At 62.1% G+C, this 22,020-nt stretch carries 16 protein-coding genes; 3 read left to right on the top strand and 13 right to left on the bottom strand.

The genetic code is table 11. From position 1 onward, the window contains the following. Positions 1-704: 704 nt before the first annotated feature. From AC3ZU9_RS26030 to msbA, 3 genes are all read right to left on the bottom strand, one after another. Positions 705-1,631 carry an NAD-dependent epimerase/dehydratase family protein gene (locus AC3ZU9_RS26030; RefSeq protein ID WP_490091537.1) on the bottom strand — a complete coding sequence of 309 codons (927 nt, stop codon included), beginning with the start codon at positions 1,629-1,631 and terminating at the stop codon, positions 705-707. Beyond that, on the bottom strand, positions 1,624-3,048 hold the full coding sequence (gene hldE / locus AC3ZU9_RS26025) for a bifunctional D-glycero-beta-D-manno-heptose-7-phosphate kinase/D-glycero-beta-D-manno-heptose 1-phosphate adenylyltransferase HldE (RefSeq protein ID WP_012721880.1): 1,425 nt from the start codon (positions 3,046-3,048) through the stop codon (positions 1,624-1,626). The genes AC3ZU9_RS26030 and hldE overlap by 8 nt, the downstream gene beginning before the upstream one ends. Positions 3,049-3,299: 251 nt before the next feature. Next, a complete protein-coding gene (gene msbA / locus AC3ZU9_RS26020; RefSeq protein ID WP_012721879.1) occupies positions 3,300-5,105 on the bottom strand; it encodes a lipid A export permease/ATP-binding protein MsbA in 1,806 nt (601 codons plus the stop codon). 159 nt (positions 5,106-5,264) lie between these two features. On the opposite strand from msbA, the gene AC3ZU9_RS26015 reads away from it, so the two are divergent. After that, positions 5,265-7,127 (top strand): O-antigen ligase family protein, encoded by a 1,863-nt coding sequence (locus AC3ZU9_RS26015; protein ID WP_490091536.1) that lies wholly within the window; start codon positions 5,265-5,267, stop codon positions 7,125-7,127. A 54-nt stretch (positions 7,128-7,181) separates the two neighbouring features. Here AC3ZU9_RS26015 and AC3ZU9_RS26010 read toward each other — a convergent pair whose 3' ends face one another. From AC3ZU9_RS26010 to AC3ZU9_RS25985, 6 genes are all read right to left on the bottom strand, one after another. After that, positions 7,182-8,063 (bottom strand): glycosyltransferase, encoded by an 882-nt coding sequence (locus tag AC3ZU9_RS26010; protein WP_102061128.1) that lies wholly within the window; start codon positions 8,061-8,063, stop codon positions 7,182-7,184. Then, positions 8,060-9,208 (bottom strand): glycosyltransferase, encoded by a 1,149-nt coding sequence (locus AC3ZU9_RS26005; protein ID WP_490091535.1) that lies wholly within the window; start codon positions 9,206-9,208, stop codon positions 8,060-8,062. The genes AC3ZU9_RS26010 and AC3ZU9_RS26005 overlap by 4 nt, the downstream gene beginning before the upstream one ends. Positions 9,209-9,267: 59 nt before the next feature. Continuing rightward, positions 9,268-10,668 carry a PIG-L deacetylase family protein gene (locus AC3ZU9_RS26000; RefSeq protein WP_490091534.1) on the bottom strand — a complete coding sequence of 467 codons (1,401 nt, stop codon included), beginning with the start codon at positions 10,666-10,668 and terminating at the stop codon, positions 9,268-9,270. Further along, positions 10,665-11,561 (bottom strand): antimicrobial resistance protein Mig-14, encoded by an 897-nt coding sequence (locus tag AC3ZU9_RS25995; RefSeq protein WP_102061126.1) that lies wholly within the window; start codon positions 11,559-11,561, stop codon positions 10,665-10,667. The genes AC3ZU9_RS26000 and AC3ZU9_RS25995 overlap by 4 nt, the downstream gene beginning before the upstream one ends. Next, complete coding sequence (locus AC3ZU9_RS25990; protein WP_003187998.1) at positions 11,562-13,319, bottom strand: carbamoyltransferase family protein; 1,758 nt, start codon at positions 13,317-13,319, stop codon at positions 11,562-11,564. A gap of 142 nt (positions 13,320-13,461) precedes the next feature. Beyond that, the gene (locus AC3ZU9_RS25985) at positions 13,462-13,818 is read right to left on the bottom strand and encodes a YceK/YidQ family lipoprotein (protein ID WP_241090894.1); all 357 of its coding nucleotides are present in this window, start codon (positions 13,816-13,818) and stop codon (positions 13,462-13,464) included. Positions 13,819-14,011: 193 nt separating this feature from the next. Here AC3ZU9_RS25985 and AC3ZU9_RS25980 point away from each other — a divergent pair, with 193 nt between their 5' ends. Next, positions 14,012-16,099 carry a TonB-dependent receptor family protein gene (locus AC3ZU9_RS25980; protein WP_490091533.1) on the top strand — a complete coding sequence of 696 codons (2,088 nt, stop codon included), beginning with the start codon at positions 14,012-14,014 and terminating at the stop codon, positions 16,097-16,099. Positions 16,100-16,174: 75 nt separating this feature from the next. Next, positions 16,175-17,563: a hypothetical protein gene (locus AC3ZU9_RS25975; RefSeq protein ID WP_490091532.1), complete on the top strand. Its 1,389-nt coding sequence runs from the start codon at positions 16,175-16,177 to the stop codon at positions 17,561-17,563. Positions 17,564-17,569: 6 nt separating this feature from the next. On the opposite strand, the gene AC3ZU9_RS25970 is transcribed toward AC3ZU9_RS25975, so the two are convergent. The 4 genes from AC3ZU9_RS25970 to AC3ZU9_RS25955 are packed head-to-tail and all read right to left on the bottom strand — an operon-like array spanning position 17,570 to position 21,939. Further along, positions 17,570-18,496 (bottom strand): ABC transporter permease, encoded by a 927-nt coding sequence (locus AC3ZU9_RS25970; protein ID WP_490091531.1) that lies wholly within the window; start codon positions 18,494-18,496, stop codon positions 17,570-17,572. Then, positions 18,493-19,443, bottom strand: coding sequence for an ABC transporter permease (locus AC3ZU9_RS25965; protein ID WP_490091530.1), 951 nt, complete (start codon positions 19,441-19,443; stop codon positions 18,493-18,495). Before AC3ZU9_RS25965 ends, AC3ZU9_RS25970 begins: the two co-directional genes overlap by 4 nt. After that, positions 19,436-20,959, bottom strand: a complete 1,524-nt coding sequence (locus AC3ZU9_RS25960; protein WP_102061121.1) for a sugar ABC transporter ATP-binding protein — start codon at positions 20,957-20,959, stop codon at positions 19,436-19,438. Before AC3ZU9_RS25960 ends, AC3ZU9_RS25965 begins: the two co-directional genes overlap by 8 nt. Then, entirely contained in the window at positions 20,959-21,939 is a 981-nt protein-coding gene (locus tag AC3ZU9_RS25955; protein WP_012721869.1) for a sugar ABC transporter substrate-binding protein, read from the bottom strand. The genes AC3ZU9_RS25960 and AC3ZU9_RS25955 overlap by 1 nt, the downstream gene beginning before the upstream one ends. Positions 21,940-22,020 lie beyond the last annotated feature (81 nt).

The following is a 22,020-nucleotide window of genomic DNA, read 5'->3' as shown; positions in this document are numbered from 1 at the left end:
TGAGCAAGCGCTGGTTATTCGCCCGTGAGGGGATTGGCTACGCAAACCACGGGCTAAGGACTGTAGTGAGCGGGCTTGGCTACGCAAACCAAGGGCTAAGGACTGTAGTGAGCGGGCTTGCCCCGCGCTGGGTGGCGAAGCCGCCCCAACAGGGCCGCCTCATTGTGTCAGGTACACCGCGTTGTCGGGTTTGGGGTGGCTGCGCCACCCAGCGCGGGGCAAGCCCGCTCACTACACATCGTGCCAGCCGTTGAGCAAGCGCTGGTTATTCGCCCGTGAGGGGATTGGCTACGCAAACCAAGGGCTAAGGACTGTAGTGAGCGGGCTTGCCCCGCGCCGGGTGGCGAAGCCGCCCCAAACAGGGCCGCCTCATTGTGTCAGGCACACTGCGTTGTCGGGTTTGGGGTGGCTGCGCCACCCAGCGCGAGGCAAGCTCGCTCACTACACATCGTGTCAGCCGTTGAGCAAGCGCTGGTTATTCGCCCGTGAGGGGATTGGCTACGCAAACCACGGGCTAAGGACTGTAGTGAGCGGGCTTGGCTACGCAAACCAAGGGCTAAGGACTGTAGTGAGCGGGCTTGCCCCGCGCTGGGTGGCGAAGCCGCCCCAACAGGGCCGCCTCATTGTGTCAGGTACACCGCGTTGTCGGGTTTGGGGTGGCTGCGCCACCCAGCGCGGGGCAAGCCCGCTCACTACGAATCGCGTCAGCCGTTGAGCAAGCGTTCCAGTCCGACCTTCAACGGGGTGGGCTCGGGCAGCGTGAAGTTCGCCAGCAAGCGCTGGTTATTCGCCCGCGAGTGGCGGATATCACCAGAGCGCGCCGGCCCGTAAGTGATAGTCGGCAATGTGCCCACCACTTCCTCCAAAGCCTGCAACACTTGCTTGAGCGTAGTGGTGCGGTTCCAACCCACATTGATTGCGCCCAGCGGCGCGGCTGGCGCTTCGATGGCCTGCACCAGCACATCCACCAGGTCTTCCACGTACATGAAGTCACGGGTTTGCTCGCCATCGCCAAACACGGCAATCGGCACGCCCTGCTGCACGCGCTCGCTGAAGATACTGATCACGCCGGAGTACGGCGATGAAGGATCCTGGCGTGGCCCGAAGATATTAAAGAAGCGGAAGATCACCGGCTCCAGACCGTGCTGGCGGCGGTAGAAGTCGAAGTAGTGCTCGCTGGCCAACTTATCGGACGCATAGGGCGTCAACGGCGCCTTGGTGGTCTCTTCGTCAATCGAAGCACCCTCGCCGTTGTTGCCATACACCGCAGCGCTGGAGGCATACACCACGCGTTTGACGCCTGCTTTGCGCATGGCTTCGCAGACATTCAAGGTGCCGACGAAATTGCTCTGGTGCGTGCTGACCGGGTCATCCACTGACGCCTGCACCGAGGCCACGGCCGCCAGGTGCACCACCGCCGTTGCGCCGACGGCAGCACGGGCTACCAAATCGGCATCGGCCACATCACCTTCCAGCAGTTCGACGCGCGGATCGTGCAACGGCAAGTTACTGCGCTTGCCGGTGGACAGGTTGTCCAGCACCCGCACGCCGTAGCCCTTGGCAAGCAGCGCATCGACCAGGTGCGAGCCGATAAAACCGGCGCCGCCGGTGATAAGAACCTGCTTACTCATTGTTGCGGATCTTCTCGACAATGGCGGTGGTCGAGCTGTTCTCGACCAAGCCCAGTACTTTGACCTTGCCACCGTAGGCACTGACGATATCTGCCCCCACGACCTGGTCGACGGAATAATCGCCGCCTTTGACCAGCACATCCGGCTTGACCTGGGCCAGCAGGTTTTCCGGGGTCGCTTCCGGGAAGCTGATCACCCAGTCCACCGCGCCCAGGCCAGCCAGCACGGCCATGCGCCGGTCGACACTGTTGATCGGGCGGCCAGGGCCTTTCAGGCGGCTCACCGAAGCGTCGTCGTTGACCGCAACGATCAGGCGATCGCCTTGGGCACGTGCTTGTTCAAGGTAAGTCACGTGACCGGCGTGCAGGATGTCGAAGCAGCCGTTGGTGAACACAATGCTTTCGTTGTGGGCACGCGCATCGTCAATCGCCAGCAGCAGTTGCTCGATGGTCAGCACACCACGTTCCGAACCTTCGGAACGCTGGATCGCACGGCGCAATTCAGGCGCGCTGATCGCGGCGGTACCCAACTTGCCCACCACGATACCCGCCGCCAGGTTGGCCAGGGCCACGGCGTGGGGCAGTTCTTCACCCGCCGCAATCGAGGCGGCCAAGGTGGAAATCACGGTGTCGCCAGCGCCGGTGACGTCGAACACTTCACGGGCCCGTGCTGGCAAGTGCATGGCCGGGTGGCCGGGGCGCAGCAAAGTCATGCCGTGCTCACCACGGGTCACCAGCAAGGCGCCCAGGTCGAGGTCGGCCATCAGCGCCGCGCCCTTGGTCACCAGGTCGTGCTCATCGGCGCAACCGCCGACGATGGCTTCGAACTCGCTGAGATTAGGCGTGATCAGGCTGGCTCCACGATAAATCGAGAAGTCCTTGCCCTTGGGATCGGCCAATACCGGGATGCCCTTGGCCTTGGCGGCCTGGATCAGTTCCTGGTGGTTCTTCAAGGCGCCTTTGCCGTAGTCCGACAACACCAGCACCTTGACGCCTTCGAGCAACTCGTCGACCTGACCGTTCAGGGCCAGGGCGTCGGTGGCGAAGGGTTCTTCAAAATCGATACGCAGCAATTGCTGGTGACGGCTCATGACCCGCAGCTTGACGATGGTCGGCTGGTGGGCAATGCGCTGGAACAGTGCGCGCACGCCAGCACCGCGCAAGCTGTTGGCCAGGCTTTCGGCGGCTTCGTCGTCGCCGGTCACACCGACCAGGGAGGCCGGGGCGCCGAGGGCGGCAATATTAAGGGCAACGTTGGCAGCGCCACCTGGACGGTCTTCGATTTGCTCGACCTTGACTACCGGTACCGGCGCCTCAGGGGAAATCCGTGAGGTACCGCCATGCCAGTAACGGTCGAGCATGACATCGCCGACCACCAAGACAGGGGCTTGATCGAATCGCGGCATGGACAACTTCATGGAGCAACCCACATACAAAATGAACAGGGGCGCGATATTAGCACAGGGTTACAGGAGGCTTGTGGAGCAGTGAATCCACTGAGGGTCAAATGGGGGAGCGGGCTTGCTGTGGTGAGGGGCGGGGCAAGGATTCGACGGGCCCCTCCCGGCGGGTACATTGAAGACCCAATGGGGCTGCTTCGCAGCCCAGCGCGGGGCAAGCCCGCTCACTACAGGAAGCCCGCACACATGAGGCTTGTGCAGCCATTGGATCAGGTGATGTCAGCCGACACCGGCGCATCCAGGCCCATGGCGTGCAGGCGGGCGTAGTAGCCGTTCTGCGCCAGCAGCTCGCTGTGGGTGCCACGCTCGACGATCCGGCCGTCGTCCATCACCAGGATCAGGTCGGCCTTCTCGATGGTGGACAAACGGTGCGCGATCACCAGGGTGGTGCGGCCTTGCATGACCTTGTCCAGCGCCGCCTGAATGTGCCGCTCGGACTCGGTGTCGAGGGCCGAGGTGGCCTCGTCGAGAATCAGCAACGGCGCGTTCTTCAGCAAGGCACGGGCAATCGCCAGGCGCTGGCGTTGGCCACCGGACAGCAATACGCCGTTTTCGCCAACCTGGGTGTCGAAGCCCTTGGGCAGTTGGTCGATGAAGTCCTTGGCATTGGCATCCGCCGCTGCCGCTTCAACGTCCGCCCGTGGCGCGCCGGCCAGGTCGCCGTAGGCGATGTTGTTGGTCACCGTGTCGCTGAACAGCGTCACGTGCTGGGTCACCTGGGCGATGTGCTTGCGCAGGTTGAGCAGCTTGTAGTCTTCGATCTCGACGCCGTCCAGCAGGATTTCACCGCTGGCATGGTGGTAGAAACGCGGGATCAGGCTGGCCAGGGTCGATTTACCGCTGCCCGAGCGCCCGACCAGCGCGATCATCTGCCCAGGCTCGGCGGTAAAGCTGATGTCCTTGAGCACATGGCGTTCGGTGCCGGGGTAGGTGAAGTTCAGGTTGCGCACATCAAGACGACCGCTGACCTTGTCACGCTCGACGGTGCCGTTGTCGATTTCAACGTCTTCGTCCAGCTGTTCGAAGATGCTTTCAGCACCCGCCACACCCTTTTGGATGGTCGAGCTGACTTCCGAGAGCTGGCGAATCGGCTTGGGCAGCAGGCCGGCCAGGGTGATGTAGGCCACCATGTCACCGGCCGAAGCATCGCCACGCAGATAAAGGACCAGGAACATCAGCACCGCCATGGCGGTGTAGATCACCAGTTGCAGCGCTGGCGTGTAGATCGCCCCGGTGCGGGTCATGCGCAGTTGCTTGTCGGTGTTGCTCTGGCTGGCCTTGAGGAAGCGTTTTTCCTCGTAGACCTCACCCCCGAAGCTGCGCACCACGCGGTAGCCCTGGATGGTTTCCGAGGCGACGTGCGTGACGTCGCCCATGGCCACCTGGATCTTCTTGCTCTGCTTGCGGAATTTCTTGCTGGCCGTGCTCACCATCACCGCGATCAACGGCAGGATGGCGATCATCACCAGCGTCAGGCGCCAGTTCATGTACAGCAGCGAGGCAAACAGGAAGATCACCGTCATGCCTTCACGGATCACCACCTTGATCGCATCGGTCGCCGCCCCCGTGACCATGGTCACGTTGAAGGTGATGCGTGAAATAAGGTGCCCGGAGTTGTGATTGTCAAAGTAGCGGTTGGGCAGCGTCAGCAAGTTGTTGAACAACTGCACGCGCAGGTCATGGACCAGGCCCAGGGAAACCTTGGCCAGCAGGTAGTTGCCCAGGAACGAACCGAGGCCTTGCCAGGCGGCAATCAGGATGATCAGCAGCGGCACGGCTTGCAGCAATTGCAGGTCGCGCAGGAATGGCACGCTGGGGAACAGCACGGCTTCAGGGTTGGAAAGGCCGTCGACGAAGTACTTGAGGATGTACCCCAGCATTGGCTGGGTCGACGCGAAAATCAGAAATCCGACGATACTCAATGCGAACAAGCCGGCATAAGGCTTAACGTAACTGAGCAGGCGGAAGTATATTTTCAAGCTCGAAGGGCTTGCGCTCGGACTGGAGTCGGTCATATCACGCGGCGTTTTGAAAAAGGAGGCTGACTTTAGCACAGCTTCTCTGTTGTACTTGCACCCTGCATGACCCGTAGCCCGGTTGGATCCAACCGGCGACATTATATAGCCACTACTTTAAGATGGTCGGCTTTCTCAATCTGGAATGGCTTTTACTGTATGCACTCCAAGCGCCTGATCTATGGCTCAAATCGCGTTTTCGACTTCCTGGTCCTGTGGATTTTGCCCATTGGCTTGTTGTTGCTGCTGAGCTCGCTGTTCTTCGTCACCAATCGCAATGTGCTGCACAAGTTCTACTACGGCCTGTTCAGTGCTCCCACCCTGTTGCTGCTGTGCCTGCGCCCCAGGGAACTCAAGGAATTGCTGCGCGAGCCTCTGGCGATCGCGTTCCTGGTGTTTTCCGCCTGGGCGCTGACCAGCCTGCTCTGGAGCCCGGAGCATCACGCCGACACCGACCTGTTCAAGCGCCCACTGCACACCTTCATGCTGTTTGCCGGCTGCGGGCTATTGCTGCACTACCGCAATGAGCTGTTCAAGCCAGTCTTCTTCAGCGCCGCCGTGATTGCGCTGGTGGTATGCGTGTGCAACCTCGTGGCGTTCTCCAAGGGTTTTGAACCCGGCACGGGCATGCGCATGATCGGTGGCCGTGGCGCCCTCGACAACCCGCTGCTGAGCTCCCACGTTTTCGGCTTTTTCTGCGTCTACTGGCTGTACATCTGCATGACCACCCAGCGCCTGCAGGTGCTGTGGTTCAGCATTCCAGCCCTGGCAATCATGACCTTGACGGTGCTGGCCACCGGTTCGCGCACGCCACTGGTCGCGCTGACCCTGACCATTCTCTGGATGACCTTCGTCAGCCGCAACCGCCGCTCGGCCCTGCTGATCGCCGGCATGGTCCTGGGCGCCGCGGGGCTCCTGCTGTTCTACCCGGAGCTGATCACCAACCGCGGCAGCTCGTTCCGCTTCGAGCTCTGGGGCATGTCGCTGCAACGCATCGCCGAACACCCATGGATCGGCCACAGCTACGATTCCGAGCTGTACCTGACCCTGGCCGACGGCTACGAACTGCGCGAACCGCACAGCTTTGCCCTGGGCGTGCTGTATTACGTCGGCATCATCGGCTTTATCCCATGGATCTTCATGATCGGCTGGGGACTCTACAAAGGCCTGAAAGAACGCGCCCAGCCACTGTTCATCCTGGCGTCCTCCCTGCTCACCTACGGTATCGGCGCCGGGCTGACCGAGGGCGGTGGCATCCTGTCGCGGCCCAAGGAGCATTGGTTCCTGCTGTGGATCCCGCTGGCCATCATCGCCGGCCTGAGCATCGCCCAGCGCCGCCGCAGCGTGCTGCGCATGCCGGTGCAAACGCTCAAGCCCGAGGCTTTCGACCGACTGTGCAGCGATGCCCAGGTGATTGAAGCCGACGGCCTGGGGCCCAAGGTGCTGCGTCTGGCCGACGGCCGCTTCCTGAAGACCTTCCGTCCGCGCCGCTGGTACACCTCGGGCAGTTTCAACCCCTACTCCGAACGGTTTGCCAGCAACGCCGAGCAATTGCGCACTCTGGGCATCCCCACACCGCAGATCCTGGGCCTCTATGGTCTGCGCGACGCCAGCAGCGCCGTCAGCTACACGCCACTGCCCGGACTGACCCTGCGCCAGGCCCTGCAAAGCCTGGACAGCAGCCTGCGCGAGTCGCTGATCGAACGCTTCGGCCAGTTCATGGCCCAGCTGCATGAGCGCGGCGTGTACTTCCGCTCACTGCACTTGGGTAATGTGCTGCTGATGGATGACGGGGAGTTCGGCCTGATCGATATCGCCGACCTGCGCATCTTCCCGTCGCCGCTGCGCAATGCTTTGCGCCAGCGCAACCTGCGCCATATGCAACGCTACCCGCAGGACCGCGCCTGGTTGTTCGAGACACACTTCGAACAGCTCGCCAAAGGTTATGCGTCCGTTGCCAGCCAAGGCGCCACAGCCAAGATCCGTGAGCAAGTGCTGGCATTGGCCAGTCCCGCCGCCTGATAAAAAAGGCGACTATCACTGCTGATAGTCGCCTTTTTCATTCCCCTCGCTACCTCACTTCTTGAGGGGCGCCAGATATAACCGCACCAACCCGCGCAAGGTCTTGCGCCCCCAGAACTTCAGCGGGATCTGCTTGAGGATCTCCCGCGCGAGTGGCCGATCACGATCGGCCGTCTTGAGGAACATCGAGTTCAGGAAGTTGTAGCGCACCGCGTCATAGGCCGGGTGATCGCTGAACTTGGCGTAGGTCTTGAGAATGTTCTGGATCATGTAGCGGTGGTTCTTGTAGGTGTTGGCCGCATGCTGCCGATAGCGCGCCATCACCACGCCGAGGGCGTCGATGGTGTAGCCCGCGGCGGTGATTTTCAATTGGATCAGCAGGTCTTCAAGGGGAATCTGCGGATCGAACCCACCGACTTCCTCCAGCACTTCCCGGCGAATCAGCATGGTCGGCGCCGGCGGAAAAGGCTTGCGGTCCATGAACATGTCGTCGAAATCCAGGCTGCGGAACGGCACGTCGCGGCGCTGTTTTTTCTCCGGGTGCAGGTTACCGTCGCCATCGATCAGCTCGATGTTACCCGCACACATCCCCACCGTTGGCTTGCCTTCCATGTAGGCCACCTGGGTGGCGATGCGGTCCGGCAACATGATGTCATCCGACCCGAACGGGGCGATCAGGCTGCCCTTGGCGCGGGCGATGGCACCATTGAGCGTGGCGGTGAGGCCCTGGTTCTGCTGCACCTGGAAATCAAAACCGTGCTCGGCCTGCAGCCGCTGGATGCGCTCGACACTGTCATCCTTGGAGCCGTCGTCCACCACCAGCAGCTCGATATTCGGGTACGTCTGGCCAAGCACACTGAGGATGCTCTCTTCGATATACCGGCCGTGGTTGTAGGACGCGATAATCACCGAGACCAGGGGTTGCTGCGCTGTCATGCTCTACCTACTTCTTTCAAACCGGTTTCAATGAGGTTCAGGTACTTTTGCTGGAATTCGGCCAGGGCGTGGTTTTCTTCCAGGTAACGGAACACCTGTTCACCCTTGGCACGCAATTGTTCGTCACTCATGGCCAGGTAAGTGTCCAGGGCCACTGTCAGTTGCTCGACATTGCCGGGCTCGTGGGACAAACCGCCCGCCCCTTCCACCAGCGGCAGCATGGCCGGCCCGTTGGAAGCAATCACCGGCAAGCGCCCGCTCATGCCTTCCAGCAGCGCCAGGCCCAGGCCTTCAAGCAAGGAAGGCATGGTCCAGATATCGAAGGCGCGCACATACTTGAGACCGTCTTCGCGAAAGCCCAGCAGGTGCGCGCGGCCGGTGAGGCCCAGGCGCTCGATGTCCGCACGCAAGTCTGCTTCGGCACGGCCGGAACCGATGATGCCGACCTGGGCATTGGGGTATTTGTCCTTGAGACGGGCAAACGCCTGCAGCAGGTGCGTATGGCCCTTGATCGGCACCAGGCGCCCCAGCGCACCGATGATCCGTGCGTCGAGCGGCAGCCCGAGTGCCTGGCGCGCTTGCTCACGCGGCAGCTGCAAGGCTTCGGCCTGGGGAATATCGATGGCGTTGGTGACGAAGGTGGTGTTCTCGCGGGTGAAGCCGCAGTTGAGGCCGACCAGGTAATCCCTGACCGCCGCCGACACCCCGACAAACCGCCAGGCAGGGCTGGCCAACCGGCGGGTCTGACGCCGGCGATAGGCGCGCTCGTACTCGCCAAAACCATGGGAGATCCCGATGCACAATGGGATCTTCAACCAGCGGTTGAGGGACAGCATCATGTTCACTGATTTGAAGCGGTTACAGATGACCACGTCAAACTTCTGCTCGCGGCAATACTTGTAGATTTCCCACATGGCGCCCAGGCGAATGCCCTTGAGCGCCTTCTCGGGAAACTCGAAATACTTGGAGTGGTCCGCCACGCTCAACGGTTGGCCCGGCTGCGGTCGCCCGCTGAGAAAGGCCGACGTCACCTCAAAGCGCTCCGTCGGCAGCGCCTTGACGATCTGCTCGCCGAGGTCGGCGAAATCATTGAGCTTGACGTTGTAGTCCGGCTGCAACTGCAAAACCTTGAAACGAGGCTTCATATCACTCCATGAGGCAATCGGGCTGCTACACGCGGGCAGCCCGACGAAAAAATTCAATTTCAGTCCTGCTTCAGCACCCAAAGCAGCTCGTGACGGCGCACGGCCTTGCGGAAAAATTCGTTCTCGCCGTAAGGCGATGGACCACGCCCCGCCAGTAATTGCTGCAACAGGCGACGTACCCGACGCTTGAACGGCGCACGGGGCTGCAGGTCATGCATCATGCCCAACGCCATGGCCTTGTCTTGCTGCTGGCTCAGGCTCAGCACCCGGCAATAAGGCTCAAGCACCTGGGCGGCATCGAACTGCGGCGGCAAAGCGATGCCGGCGCCTGAATCACCCATGGGCCAGCGGTCATTATCATGCAGATGGTTGGCATAGCCGAGCAAGGTACCCGGTTGCCACTCAAGCCCCTGCAACGCTTGCACCACCGCAGTGTGTGCACAAATATGGTCCGGGTGAGGGTCGAGCACCGGCGTCGGCAACACAATCACCTCGGGGCGCGCCTTGAGCAGCACGGCGCGCAGGTCGGCAATCAGGTTGTCCCAGGTCGGCGCGCCGTCCACATCGCCCGGCAACGCCAAGGCATTGAACTGGCGGAACAGCCGCGTATCGTCCAGCTGCGCTTCGCGCGAGACCTGGGGCTGATCGGGGGCGTCGCGCATAGCCGGCAGCTGCAGGCAAAAGTACCCCAACTGCACGCAGTGCGCCTCGGGCACGCCGGCCCAACGCGGCACGGCAATGCTGTCCCAGGCACGCAGGCGCCCTTTGATCCGCGCCGCTTCAGCCGTGGGCATGCCCATCTGCTGATAGTGTTCGGCCTCGATTTCACCGGCGGTCAGGGTCACGATCCAGCTTTCATCGGCCTGGCCATACAGGCCGAAGGCGGCCAGTTCGGCATCGTCGGCATGGGGCGCGATCACCATCACCCGCTGACGGGCAGCGTCCGGCTGACGAAAGACCCACAAGACAGGCTGGCCGATCACGCGGCAAAAACGACCGCGCAGGCGCAGTTCACCGCCGGCCAATGCCGCCGCCGAACCGGTGAGGTTGAGGTAACGCTTGCCGGCCACGCCGCGCTCGAACGCCTGGCGATCGTCCAGAAACTCAACCGCAGGATCAAAGAAACGGCCCCATAGGTTGCTTTTGAGCTGTACTTCGACGATCAGCGTTTCATCGCCAGCCAGCTCGAGCGGCGAATCGGCGAGCAACTTGCCGCCTTCCAGACGCAAGCCGACCTGCTGGCCACTCGACGCAAAACGGTAGTGGTAGTCATCCTTGGGCGAATAAAACAGATGGTCGGCAAACCAGGCTTCATGGGCCACCCACAGCACAATCGCGAGGATCAACGGCAGCCACCAGGCCACCAGCACACCGGCCGCAATCAACACCAGCAGGCCGATCAGCAGCGCAATGCGTTTATTGCGGCGGTGGCGCTTGAGCAGTTGCTGTTTACGGCTCATACGCTGAACACCGGCACTGGGTTGCACCAGCGCTCCTTGTACTCGCGGTCGGCACGCCCGAAGGAAAAGCGCAGCGGTTTCTCCACCGCCCGCGCCTGTTCCCAGGCGCTTTGCGTATTGAGAAAACTCAGTACGCTGCCGGGGCTGAATGCACGGGTTTCAGGGTCGACACCGCCGTTGACGTATTCAATGCTGACCCACTCAGGCGACTCGACGCGATACACCAGCTGCACGGCAATCGGCGCATCGTTGAGAAACAGCACCGAGCCCATCAGGAAATCCTTGAGCAACGCCAGCACCTCAGCCAGGCGCTCGGCGCCAGTGGCGGGGAAACCCCAGCGGCGCTGGAACAGATCGCAGTAGATGGCCGCCAGTTCCGTACTGGAAAACTCATTCACCGCCCGCACCACGCCACCCGCCTCTTCCAGCAGACGCAATTCGCGGCGCTGGTTGTAGCGAAATTTCTTCGACAGGTCTTCGGGGGTGCGCGCCATGGCCAACTGCTCGGCCTGCGGCTTGAGGGTGCTGATGCGGCCCTCGTTCAGCGCTGACAAGTAACGCCCACGATGGCGCACCGGCAACTGCGCATCGGCGGCGATCGGCAGGATGATCTCGGCATTGCCGAGGTCAAACAGGCCTTTCTTGCCGCTGCGCTTGAGCACGTCCTTGGACAGGGCCAGGTCGCGTCCCCAGGTGGCAATTGCCCCCTTGAGTTCGCCGTCCTGTTCCCAGCCCAGGTAACGCACCGGAATCTGCGCCAGGTCCGCCAACCGCTCGACAACCTGCGGATGGGTCGCCACGCTGCCGCCAAACCGCTGCCAGGCCTGGGCGTAAACCTCGGCCTCGACAGGCGCCCAGCCACGCTCACGCCAAGCCTGGAAGCGGTTCAGCATTTAGACCACAGCGTCATAAGGGTCCACGCCGTCCTTGACGACCAGGATGTCTTCCATGATCAGGTACTGCAAGTCAGAGCCGAAGAACATGTTCAGCGCGTCGGTCGGCGAGCAGATCATCGCTTCGCCACGACGGTTGAGCGAGGTGTTCAGCGACACGCCGTTACCGGTCAGTACTTCCAGCTCTTTCATCATGTCGTAGTAGCGCGGGTTGTACTCGCGCTTGAGCACCTGGGCGCGGGAGGTACCATCTTCGTGGACCACTTCCGGCACGCGGGTTTTCCACTCTTCCGACACTTCAAAGGTGAAGGTCATGAACGGCGCCGGGTGATCGACCTTGATCATCTGCGGGGCCACGGTGTCGAGCATCGACGGGCAGAAAGGCCTCCAGCGCTCGCGGAACTTGATTTGGTGGTTGATGCGGTCAGCCACGCCGGTAGCGCTAGGGCAACCGATGATCGAACGACCGCCCAAGGCACGCGGGCCAAACTCCATGCGCCCCTGGAACCAGGCCACCGGGTTGCCGTCGACCATGATCTTGGCGATGCGCTTAGGCATGTTTTCGATCTTGCGCCAGTTCGGCTTGCTCTCGTGCTTGGCGCACGCGGCAATCACGTCTTCGTTGCTGTAGGACGGGCCGAGGTAGACGTGTTCCATCTTCTCGACCGGCACACCACGGGCGTGGGACACATAGGCCGCCGCACCTACCGCGGTGCCGGCATCGCCGGACGCCGGCTGCACGAACAGCTCTTTCACGTCGTCACGGGCGATGATCTTCTGGTTCAGCTTGACGTTCAGTGCACAACCGCCGGCGAAGGCCAGCTTGCCGGTGTCCTTGAGGATGTCGCCCAGGTAGTGGTCGATCATCTGCAGGGCCAGCTTCTCGAACAGCGCCTGCATGCTGGCCGCGTAGTGGATGTACGGTTCGTCGGCGATATCGCCTTCGCGCTTCGGACCCAGCCACTCGATCAGTTTGGGCGAGAAGTAGAAACCCTTGCCCTTCTCTTTATAACGGCGCAGGCCGATGACGTTGGCGTAGTCGGTGTTGATCACCAGTTCGCCGTTTTCAAAGGAGGCCAGGCGCGAGAAGTCGTATTTGCTGGCGTCGCCGTACGGCGCCATGCCCATGACCTTGAACTCACCGTCGAGCATTTCGAAACCGAGGAACTCGGTGATCGCGCCGTACAGGCCGCCGAGGGAGTCCGGATCGTAGAATTCCTTGATCTTGTGGATCTTGCCGTTTTCGCCGTAGCCGAAGAACGTGGTGGCGTACTCACCTTTACCGTCGATACCGAGGATCGCGGTTTTTTCCTGGAAGCCGGAACAGTGGTAGGCGCTGGAAGCGTGGGCCAGGTGGTGTTCAACCGGCTCGATCTTGATTTTCTTCGGATCGAAGCCCAGTTGCTCCAGGCACCAGACGATCTTGTTGCGATAGCGCTTGTAGCGACGGTTGCCCATCAGGATCGCGTCGAGGGCGCGGTCCGGGGCGTACCAGTAACGTTTGGCGTAGTGCCAGCGCGCCTCGCCGAACAGGCTGATCGGGGCGAACGGGATCGCCACCACGTCAACGTCGGAAGGCTTGATGCCGGCCTGCTCCAGGCAGAACTTCGCCGACTCGTAGGGCATGCGGTTCTTTGCATGTTTGTCGCGCACGAAGCGCTCTTCTTCGGCGGCCGCGATCAGCTTGCCGTCGATATACAAGGCTGCGGAAGGATCATGGCTAAGGGCGCCGGACAGGCCAAGAATCGTCAATGCCACAGGGGTCTAGCCTCTTTTAGTCTGCATGCAGGCGGGTTGCGCCTGAAAAAAGTGTGCTTCCCGCCTGGGCAGGAAACAGCTAAAGGGCGGGATTATAGCGTAAAAGAGGTGGGAAACTGTTAGCGGCAAGCGTCAAGAGGGACTAGCGGAAGATCTCGATGCTGCCGTCCTTGTTTTGACGGTAGATCGTGTAGGGCAGCACCAGCGTGTCCAGCACGCCGGAGGCCACGAATTCGATGGCGATGATAGGGACGGCACCGGCACCGAGGTCTATCAGGCTTACATCGTTGAGGCTTTTTTCAGGCTTGGGTTCGCCATTGAGCGTACAGAACCCGTACATCACCCCGCTGTAGATGCGCGGCACGTTTTCGCAGTGACTGCGCGAATCCTTAAGGTTCTGACTGGCCACGGCGTCCGGACGGAAAACGGTGTTGATGGTTCCGCAACCGGCAAGCACCAGGCAGGCAACCAGCCACAGGACGTTCGATGCATTCCTCACGAACCACTCCTTTTGACCCATCGGCCATTGTCGACGAAGCGGTTCACGCTACCATCGACGGGCCTGGAGCCCCAGTGTCGAAGCACCGATTCGCACCGTAGGCTGATTCCTAAATGATAAAAATCGCCTGACTCACTAAACTCGCGACCTTTTGCGCGTTTACACACTAAGCGCCACGGATTCCGGCTGACTCATGAACAACCTCACCCGTCTTACCCTGTTGTTGCCCAGCCTGCTCGCCTTGTGCGACACCGCCCAGGCAGACGACACAGCCCTGATCCTCGACCCCAGCGTCGTCACCGGCTCGCGCAGCGCCAGCCCGACCTTCGATCTGCCCTACTCGGTGGACGGCATCAGCCACGAGCAGATCAGCGACGGCCAATTGGGCATCAACGCCTCCGAAGCCCTGTCCCGCGTGCCCGGCCTGGTGGTGCAGAACCGTCAGAACTATGCCCAGGACCTGCAGATTTCTTCCCGTGGCTTCGGCGCCCGCTCGGCCTTCGGCGTGCGCGGACTCAAGCTGATCGCCGACGGTATTCCCGCCAGCACCCCGGATGGCCAGGGCCAGGCAGCCACGTTCAACCTCGACACCGCCGAACGTATCGAAGTGCTGCGCGGCCCGGCAGCCACCTTGTATGGCAGCAATGCCGGCGGCGTGATCCAGATGTTCTCCCGCGACGGCGAAGGCTCGCCCCGTATCGGCGCCGAGACCCTGGTGGGCAGCGACGGCCTGAACAAAAACCACCTGACCGCCGAAGGCGCCGCCAACGGCGCAGGTTTCGTGCTGGACGCCTCGCGGATGGACACCAACGGCTATCGCGACCACAGCAGCGCGCGGCGAGACCAGACCTTTGCCAAGCTCAACTTCCGCCCGGATGACGACAGCAAGCTGGCGCTGATCTATAGCAGCCTGGAGCAGAACGGCACGCAGGACCCGCTGGGGCAGACGTGGGCGGCGTACAAGGCTGATCCGCGCTCGGTGAGTGCCAACGCGCTGACGTACAACACGCGTAAAAGCATCGATCACCAGCAATTGGGCATGAATTACGCGCGCTATTTCGGGGATGCGACGTTGCAGGTGAATGGGTATACGGGGCGGCGGAGTGTGATTCAGTATTTGTCGATTCCCAAGGGCACACCCGCCAACGAGCGTGGCGGCGGCGTCGTGCAATTCGACCGCAAGTTCTATGGCGGCAGCGTGCGCTGGATGCAGCCTGTCGAGCGCGCGCCCGGCGAGCTGATGATCATCACCGGCCTGGACTTCGACCAGAGCGAAGACAGCCGCCATGGCTATCAGAATTACAGCGGCAACACCCTTGGCGTAAAAGGCCAGCTGCGTCGCGATGAAATCGACACGGCGCGTAGTCTTGACCCTTACATCCAGGCCAACTGGGCCCTCGACCGCTGGACCCTGCAAGCCGGCGTTCGGCATAGCACCATGGCGCTGGACGTTGACGACCAATTCCTCAGCAACGGCGATTCAAGCGGCAACAAGACCTATCAAAAAAACACGCCGTCGATGAGCGTGATGTATGCGTTCACGCCGCAGCTTCATGGTTATGTCAGTGCCGGCAAAGGCTTCGAAACGCCGACCCAGGCCGAATTGGCCTACGCACCGGGCAGCGTCGAGGGCTTCAACTTCGGTCTGAAGCCATCGGAAAGCACCCAGTATGAAGTGGGATTGAAAGCCCAGCTCAACAACACGCGAATCAACGCTGCCGTATTCCAGATCACCACCGAAGATGAACTGGTGGTCAACCAATCACTGGGCGGCCGCACCAGCTACCAAAACGCCGGCCGCACCCTGCGTCGCGGCTTCGAACTGGGCGTCGAAAGCCAACTCAGCGAACAGTGGTCCGCCAACCTCGCCTACACCCGCTTGCAAGCCACCTACGACAGTGACTTCGTCAGCGGCGGCAGCACCGCCGTCGACAAGGGCAACTACCTGCCCGGCGTGCCGCAAACCACGCTGTTCGCCGAGCTGAACTGGAAACCCCGCGACTGGGTCAGCACTGCCATCGAAGGCCTGTACCGCAGCAAGGTCTACGTCGAGGACACCAATAGCCAGCACGCCGCACCGGCCTACAGCGTATTCAACTGGCGCGCCCGTTTCGAACAGAAGGTCGAACACTGGACCTTCCACCAGACCCTGCGCCTGGATAACCTGCTCGACCGCCAGTACGTCGGCTCAGTGATCGTCGGCGACGGCAACAACCGCTACTACGAAGCGGCGCCAGGGCGCTCCTGGTATGCCGGCGCCGGTGCGGAGTACCAATTCTGATCACTACGCCCGCACAAAAAACCCTGCGGGCGGTCGAAAGCCCCTGATCACCTGTCTTCTCTGCAAGGAACGCTCATGAAACACATCGCGGTTATCGTCGCCCTGGGCCTGCTCAGTGGTTGTGGCGGGCAAGGCATGAAGCACGGCGGCACGGCCGAGGCCCCGTATAAAGACATGCTCAAGAAGCCGCTGCTGGCCGACTCGGTCATGCGTGACGGCGACGACCTCAGTTATCAGGTTCACGTCACGCTGACCGACAATGTCGCCGTGCCGGATATCGCACAGCTTCAGGCGTCCTGTGCCACCCCGAGCGGGAGCCTGTTGTATATGGAGGCCCCCGGCACCCCAGGTGCCGATGGCCAGCCCACGCGCATCACCGTCATGCGCAACCTGGCGCCGGAAGTGATCGGCGAACTGCAACAGAACGCCAGCTTTACCGACGCGTGCGCCCGCACGCCGCGCCCGGACTGGCGCCTCGTCAGCACGACAGACACCCAGCGCCAATTGTTGATCGACCGTGCCAGCCTCAAGACCGTGGGCGAGAAAATCGAGTTCTGGGGCGCCTACGATGAGCCGCTCATCCTGATCAATACACTCAAAAAAATGCCGTATGCCCAGACCCGCCTGCACTGGGAGGTCAGTTGCAGCCGCCAGACCTATCGGACCCTGGCCGCCTTCAGCCTCACGCCGAAAAACACCGTGACCTTCGGCAACGTGGTAGCAGTCCCCATCGACCAGCCCTTCAGCACCGCCGAGGCGGACACCCGGACCCTGCTCAAGGCCGCGTGCTCGCCAACAGCAGCGCAGCTGCCGGTAGCCGTTACGCGCACCAAGCTCATGCAAACCCTGACACCCGCGCCTGTCCCGGCAACGGTGACGGAGGCGATCTCCGCACTGGGCATGCCCGCCCCAGCCAAGCCTCTGCACCACCTTGTGGAGAAGCGCGAATTGGGCTCCTCCAGCTTGCGCACTGAGGTGTTCATTGAGCCCGGGGCGGGGAACAACCTGCTTAAACTCCGCCGTGCCACTCAATTCTCAAGTGCCAACATCACGACATTCCGAGGCTTGTTCAGCCTGACCTTCCAAAGCGAATTTGAACTGCGCGGGATGAACGTCTCGGCCGCCAGCACGGTTGAGCAACTCAGTTTCAGCGGCGACTGGAAGCACATGCCGATCGGGACAACGCTGGGGTTCAAGCTCAAAGAGCTCAATCGCAACACGGCTGAAGAGGACCGCGTGCTGTCCCGCGACGCGACGTGTGTGGTAGCACGCGAAGTGCCGGCCAGCGACATCAACTCGACGCTGAGTGGCACTGCCAAGGCGCTCAATTGCACCACGACGGGTGATAACTACCAGGCGACCAGCACCGTCATGTACCTGCAGGACTACGGGTATTTCTTCACCCAGCAGGACGTCGTCAAGGGCAAATACACAACCCGCACGACACTGGTCAACGCACAATAGCGCCGATCAATAGCGCTCAAGCAGGCGCCGACTGGCAAAGCTGAAGGTCAACACCCCGAATATCAGCACACCGGTCGCCACCTGCTGCCAGTAGAAATTCCAGCCAATCAGCAGCAGGCCGTTGGCGATTACATTGATGAACAGCACGCCCAGCAGGGTCCCTGGAACATTCGCCCGACCCTGTCGGCTCAGGGTTGTGCCGATGAACACCGCGCCAATCGCGTTGAGCAAAAATGCGTTGCCAGACAGCGGCACATAGGCGCTGACCGTTGAGCTGAGCAGCACCCCGCCCACCCCACACGCCAACGCAGTGGCCAAGGCCACGACGGTGACGATACGCCGCACCGACAACCCTGAGTAATACGCCAGCAGCGGCTGCGTACCTTGTGCGAGCAGCTCCCGCCCCAGGCGTCCGCGCGCCAGTGCCACACCGTAGAACAGCGCCAGCCCCAACACGATCGACAACGGCGCCAGCCCCGTCAGTTCAGGTTTCAGACCTTGGACGATATAGATGGGCTGGCCCCCGTCCGAGAGCAATTGCTGGGCGCTGGTGCCGATGAACAATGTGCCCAGGGTGGCAAGGAACGGGCTGATCCGCAGCCCGGCGATCAGCCCCGCGTTCACCAGGCCCACCAGCAGCGCGGCAAGCAACGCACCGGTCGCGGCAAACGCCCAGCCATGCCCGCCATTGAGCAGCACCACAAAGCTGAAACTGGCGAAGTCCAACGCCGTGCCCACCGACAGATCAATGCCGCCGGCCGCCACGGCGTAGGTCATGCCGATGGCCACAATTGCCAGCAACACGAAATTGTTCAACACCAGGCTTTGCAGGTTGCCGGCGCTGAGGAAGCCCGGCGCCTGCAACGCAAACACGCCGACGATCAGCGTGAACACCAGGGGTAATGTCAGCGGTAACCAGGCGCGCAGGTTCATGCCGTCGCTCCCCGGTTCAGCGCGCTGGACGCCGCGACCACCAACAAGATCAACACGCCCTGCACACCATTGACCCAGAAGTTCGACAGGTTAAGCAGTTGAAAGCCATTGATCAGAAACCCGATCAACAGCGCCGCCAGCAACGTGCCTGGAATACTCGCCACCAGCCGGCGGGAAAACACCACGCCAAGAAACGCAATCGCCACCACCGACAACAGCATGTCGCCCGACCCGGTGGTACTGCCGCTGAAAAACGCCGCCGAGCACAACGCCGCCACGGCAGCAGACAGTCCCGACAGCAGGTAACTCGACAGCACATAGCCAGACACACGAATGCCCGCCGCTTCGGCCGCCTGGGGGTATTCGCCGACGGCGTGCAGGCGCAGCCCGTAGGGCGAATGCTGGATCAGCAAGGTCAGCAGCGCCGCCGTTACCAACAGCACCCATGCCAAGGCAGGCACACCTAACCCAGTGCCGCCACTGAGCACATCCAGCAGCGGCGAGTCAGTGGACACCACGGTGTTTTCGGTCAACACCAGTTCCAGCCCGGCCAGCACGTTCATGCTCGCCAGCGTCGCCAACAGCGGCGGCAAACGCAGCACTACCACGGCCAGTCCATTGAGCAGGCCGACCGCCAGGCCGCAGCCCAGGGTCAGCAGCACGGTCAGCCAGAGCTCCAGGCCGGCATTGTTGAGACGGCTGAATACCGCCGCGCACAACCCCAGGTTGGCCGCCAGCGACAGGTCGAGCCCACCGGAGACCACGTTCGAACCTCCGCCGATGATCACGCAGGTCAACCCGAAGGCCAGCACACCAAGAATCGCCGACTGGCTGAACACATTCGCCAGGTTGCCCACCGACAAGAAATTCGGCGCCGCCACGGCAAACCCCACTAGAATCGCCAGAAACACCCCCACCGAACCTCGTCGCAGTATGGCTTCAAGCATGCTCGACCTCCCGCACCGGCGCAGCGGCGGCCGGTACAGCGCCGGTGGCACACGCCAGCAACTGGTCGCTGTCGGCTTCTCCCGCACGAAACTCACCGGCCATCTCACCGCGATGCAGCACCAGGATGCGATCGCTGATCCCGAGCAATTCGGGCAAGTCCGACGACAACACCAACACCGCCGCCCCCTCCTCCACCAGGCGCCCGATCAAACGATAGATCTCGACTTTGGCGCCGACATCCACGCCCACACACGGCTCATCGAGCAGGTACACGGCCGAGCGACGGCTCAGCCATTTCCCCAGGGCAACCTTCTGCTGGTTGCCGCCACTGAGCTGGCTGACCGCCGCGTGCGGACCCGGCGCCTTGATCGCCAATTCCTCCATCAGCCGCAAGCTTTCCGCCTGCTCTTTGGCGCGACTCAACCAGCCCCAGCGGCTGAACCGGCCCAGCCCCGCCAGTGTGAGGTTTTCCAACACCGACAGAACCGGCGCAATCCCCTGGCTACGACGCTCCTCGGGCACCAAGGCAATGCCCTCGGCAATCGCTTGGCCTGGCGAGCGCAGGCGCAGCAACCGCCCGTGCAGATGAACGCTGCCACTGTCAGCCTGCTCGACGCCAAACAGGGTCTTGAACAACGCCTTGGCGCCCGACCCCACCAGCCCCGTCAGGCCGACGATTTCACCGCGGCGCACTTCAAGGTCAATCTGCCGGTAGCGCCGCGCCAGGCTCAACCCGCGCACTTGCAACAACGGCTCGCCCAGCTCGACCTTCACCTTGGGGTACATCTCCTGCACCTCGCGGTTGACCATCAGCCGCGCAATCTCGGCGCTGGACGTATGCCGAGGCTGCACCACCGCCACATCGCGGCCATTGCGCAGCACCGTGACCTCATCGCACAGGCTGTCGATTTCCTGCAGGTAATGGGAGATGTACAGAATCGACAGGCCTTGGTCGCGCAGGCGCTTGACGATGCGCAGCAACTGGTCGACCTCGCGCTTGACCAGCGCGACGCTGGGTTCATCGAACACTAGGATCTTGGGCTGGCGAATCAACGCCCGGGTGATTTGCAGCACCTGGCGCTCGGCGCTGTTCAGCTCGCCCACCAGCGCACCGGCAGGCAGCTGCACATCAAAATATTCGGCCAGCAAACGATCGGCTTCACGCTGCTGTCGACGCCGATCCACAAACGGCCCACGGCGCAGTTCATGGCCGAAAAACAACGCCTCGCCCACGGTAAAACTCGCTGGCAACAGGCGCTCCTGATGGATGAACTGCACACCCAATGCGTCGACCTGACGCGGTGACAGTGCGGCGTACGACTGACCGTCGATACTCACCTGCCCGGCATCGGCCTTGTGGATGCCGGCCAGCACCTTGATCAACGTCGACTTGCCTGCGCCGTTCTCGCCGACCAGGCCATGGATGGTGCCGCGCTCGACCTTGAGGCTCGCATCGTCCAGCGCCAGCGTGGCGCCAAAGCGTTTGTGCAGATTCTGCAGGTGCAACGCCGCCATCAGTCACCCCGCAGTGCTTGGACCTGCGCCAGGTTGTCGGCGGTGGTCAGCAACGTGGCCACATGGGTCTCCTTGGGCAAGTCACGTTGCCCGGCCAGGTAACGCGCCACGTTCTGCACGGCGGTCTTGCCGATCAGCGCCGGTTGTTGCGCCACCACTGCACCGACCGGCGAGTTCGTCTGGCTGAGCAGCGCGAGCACTTCGGGGGTGCCGTCGACGCCATAGGTCTTGATCTCGGTACGCTTGGCATCGATCAACGCCTTGCTCGCACCCAACTGCGGGATGTCCCACGCCGACCAGATCGCCGAAACACTGCCCGCCGGGTACTTGTTGAGCAGCGCCGACACCTGGGAATAGGCATCCTGCACGGTATTGGGGATCACATCGCGCAACTCGGGCTGGATGATCTCCAACTGCGGGTGGTCCTTGAGTGCCAGCTTCAACTGGTCATAACGGATCGCACACACCGGCACACCGTAGAAGCCGTTGAACACCAGAATCTTGCCCTTGCCGCCGGCGTCCTTGATCAACTGATCGGCCAGCGCCTTGCCGGTGGCGACGTTATCGGAGGTGGTGTTGTTGAGGCTGTATTGCGACGGCGCGTCGATGGTGAACAGCGGAATGCCGGCCTTGCTGATGCGCTTGAGCCAGGGATCGATCACGCTGAGGGTGCCGAGGGTCTGGATCACCGCGTCGGGCTTCTGGGTGACCACGGTTTGCAGCTGCGTCACCAGGTTCTTGTCGTTGCGCCCGGCATCAAGGGTGATCGGCGTGCCGCCCAGGCGCTTGATCTCATCGACCTGCGCCTGGAATGCCTTGATATCGAAGTAGTGACTGGTGCCGGTCATGCTCACAGCGATGCGCTTGCCGGCCAGGGACGGCACGGTGTCGTCACCGTCTGCGGCATAGGCCGCGCCGCTCAACAACAGCGCGGCGCCGAGGCAGATCAAACGGGAAAACGAGGAAAGGCTGGAAGGCATACAGGGCTCCTGAGCCACCGGTGAAAGGGTTCACCCAGTGACATTGCAGAGCCCGTGCCAGGATTTTTATCGCATTAAATC

It is taken from the genome of Pseudomonas sp. A39 (assembly GCF_058145955.1).
The sequence above is the reverse complement of the archived record's forward strand: the minus strand, read 5'-3'. Positions and strand labels throughout refer to the sequence as shown.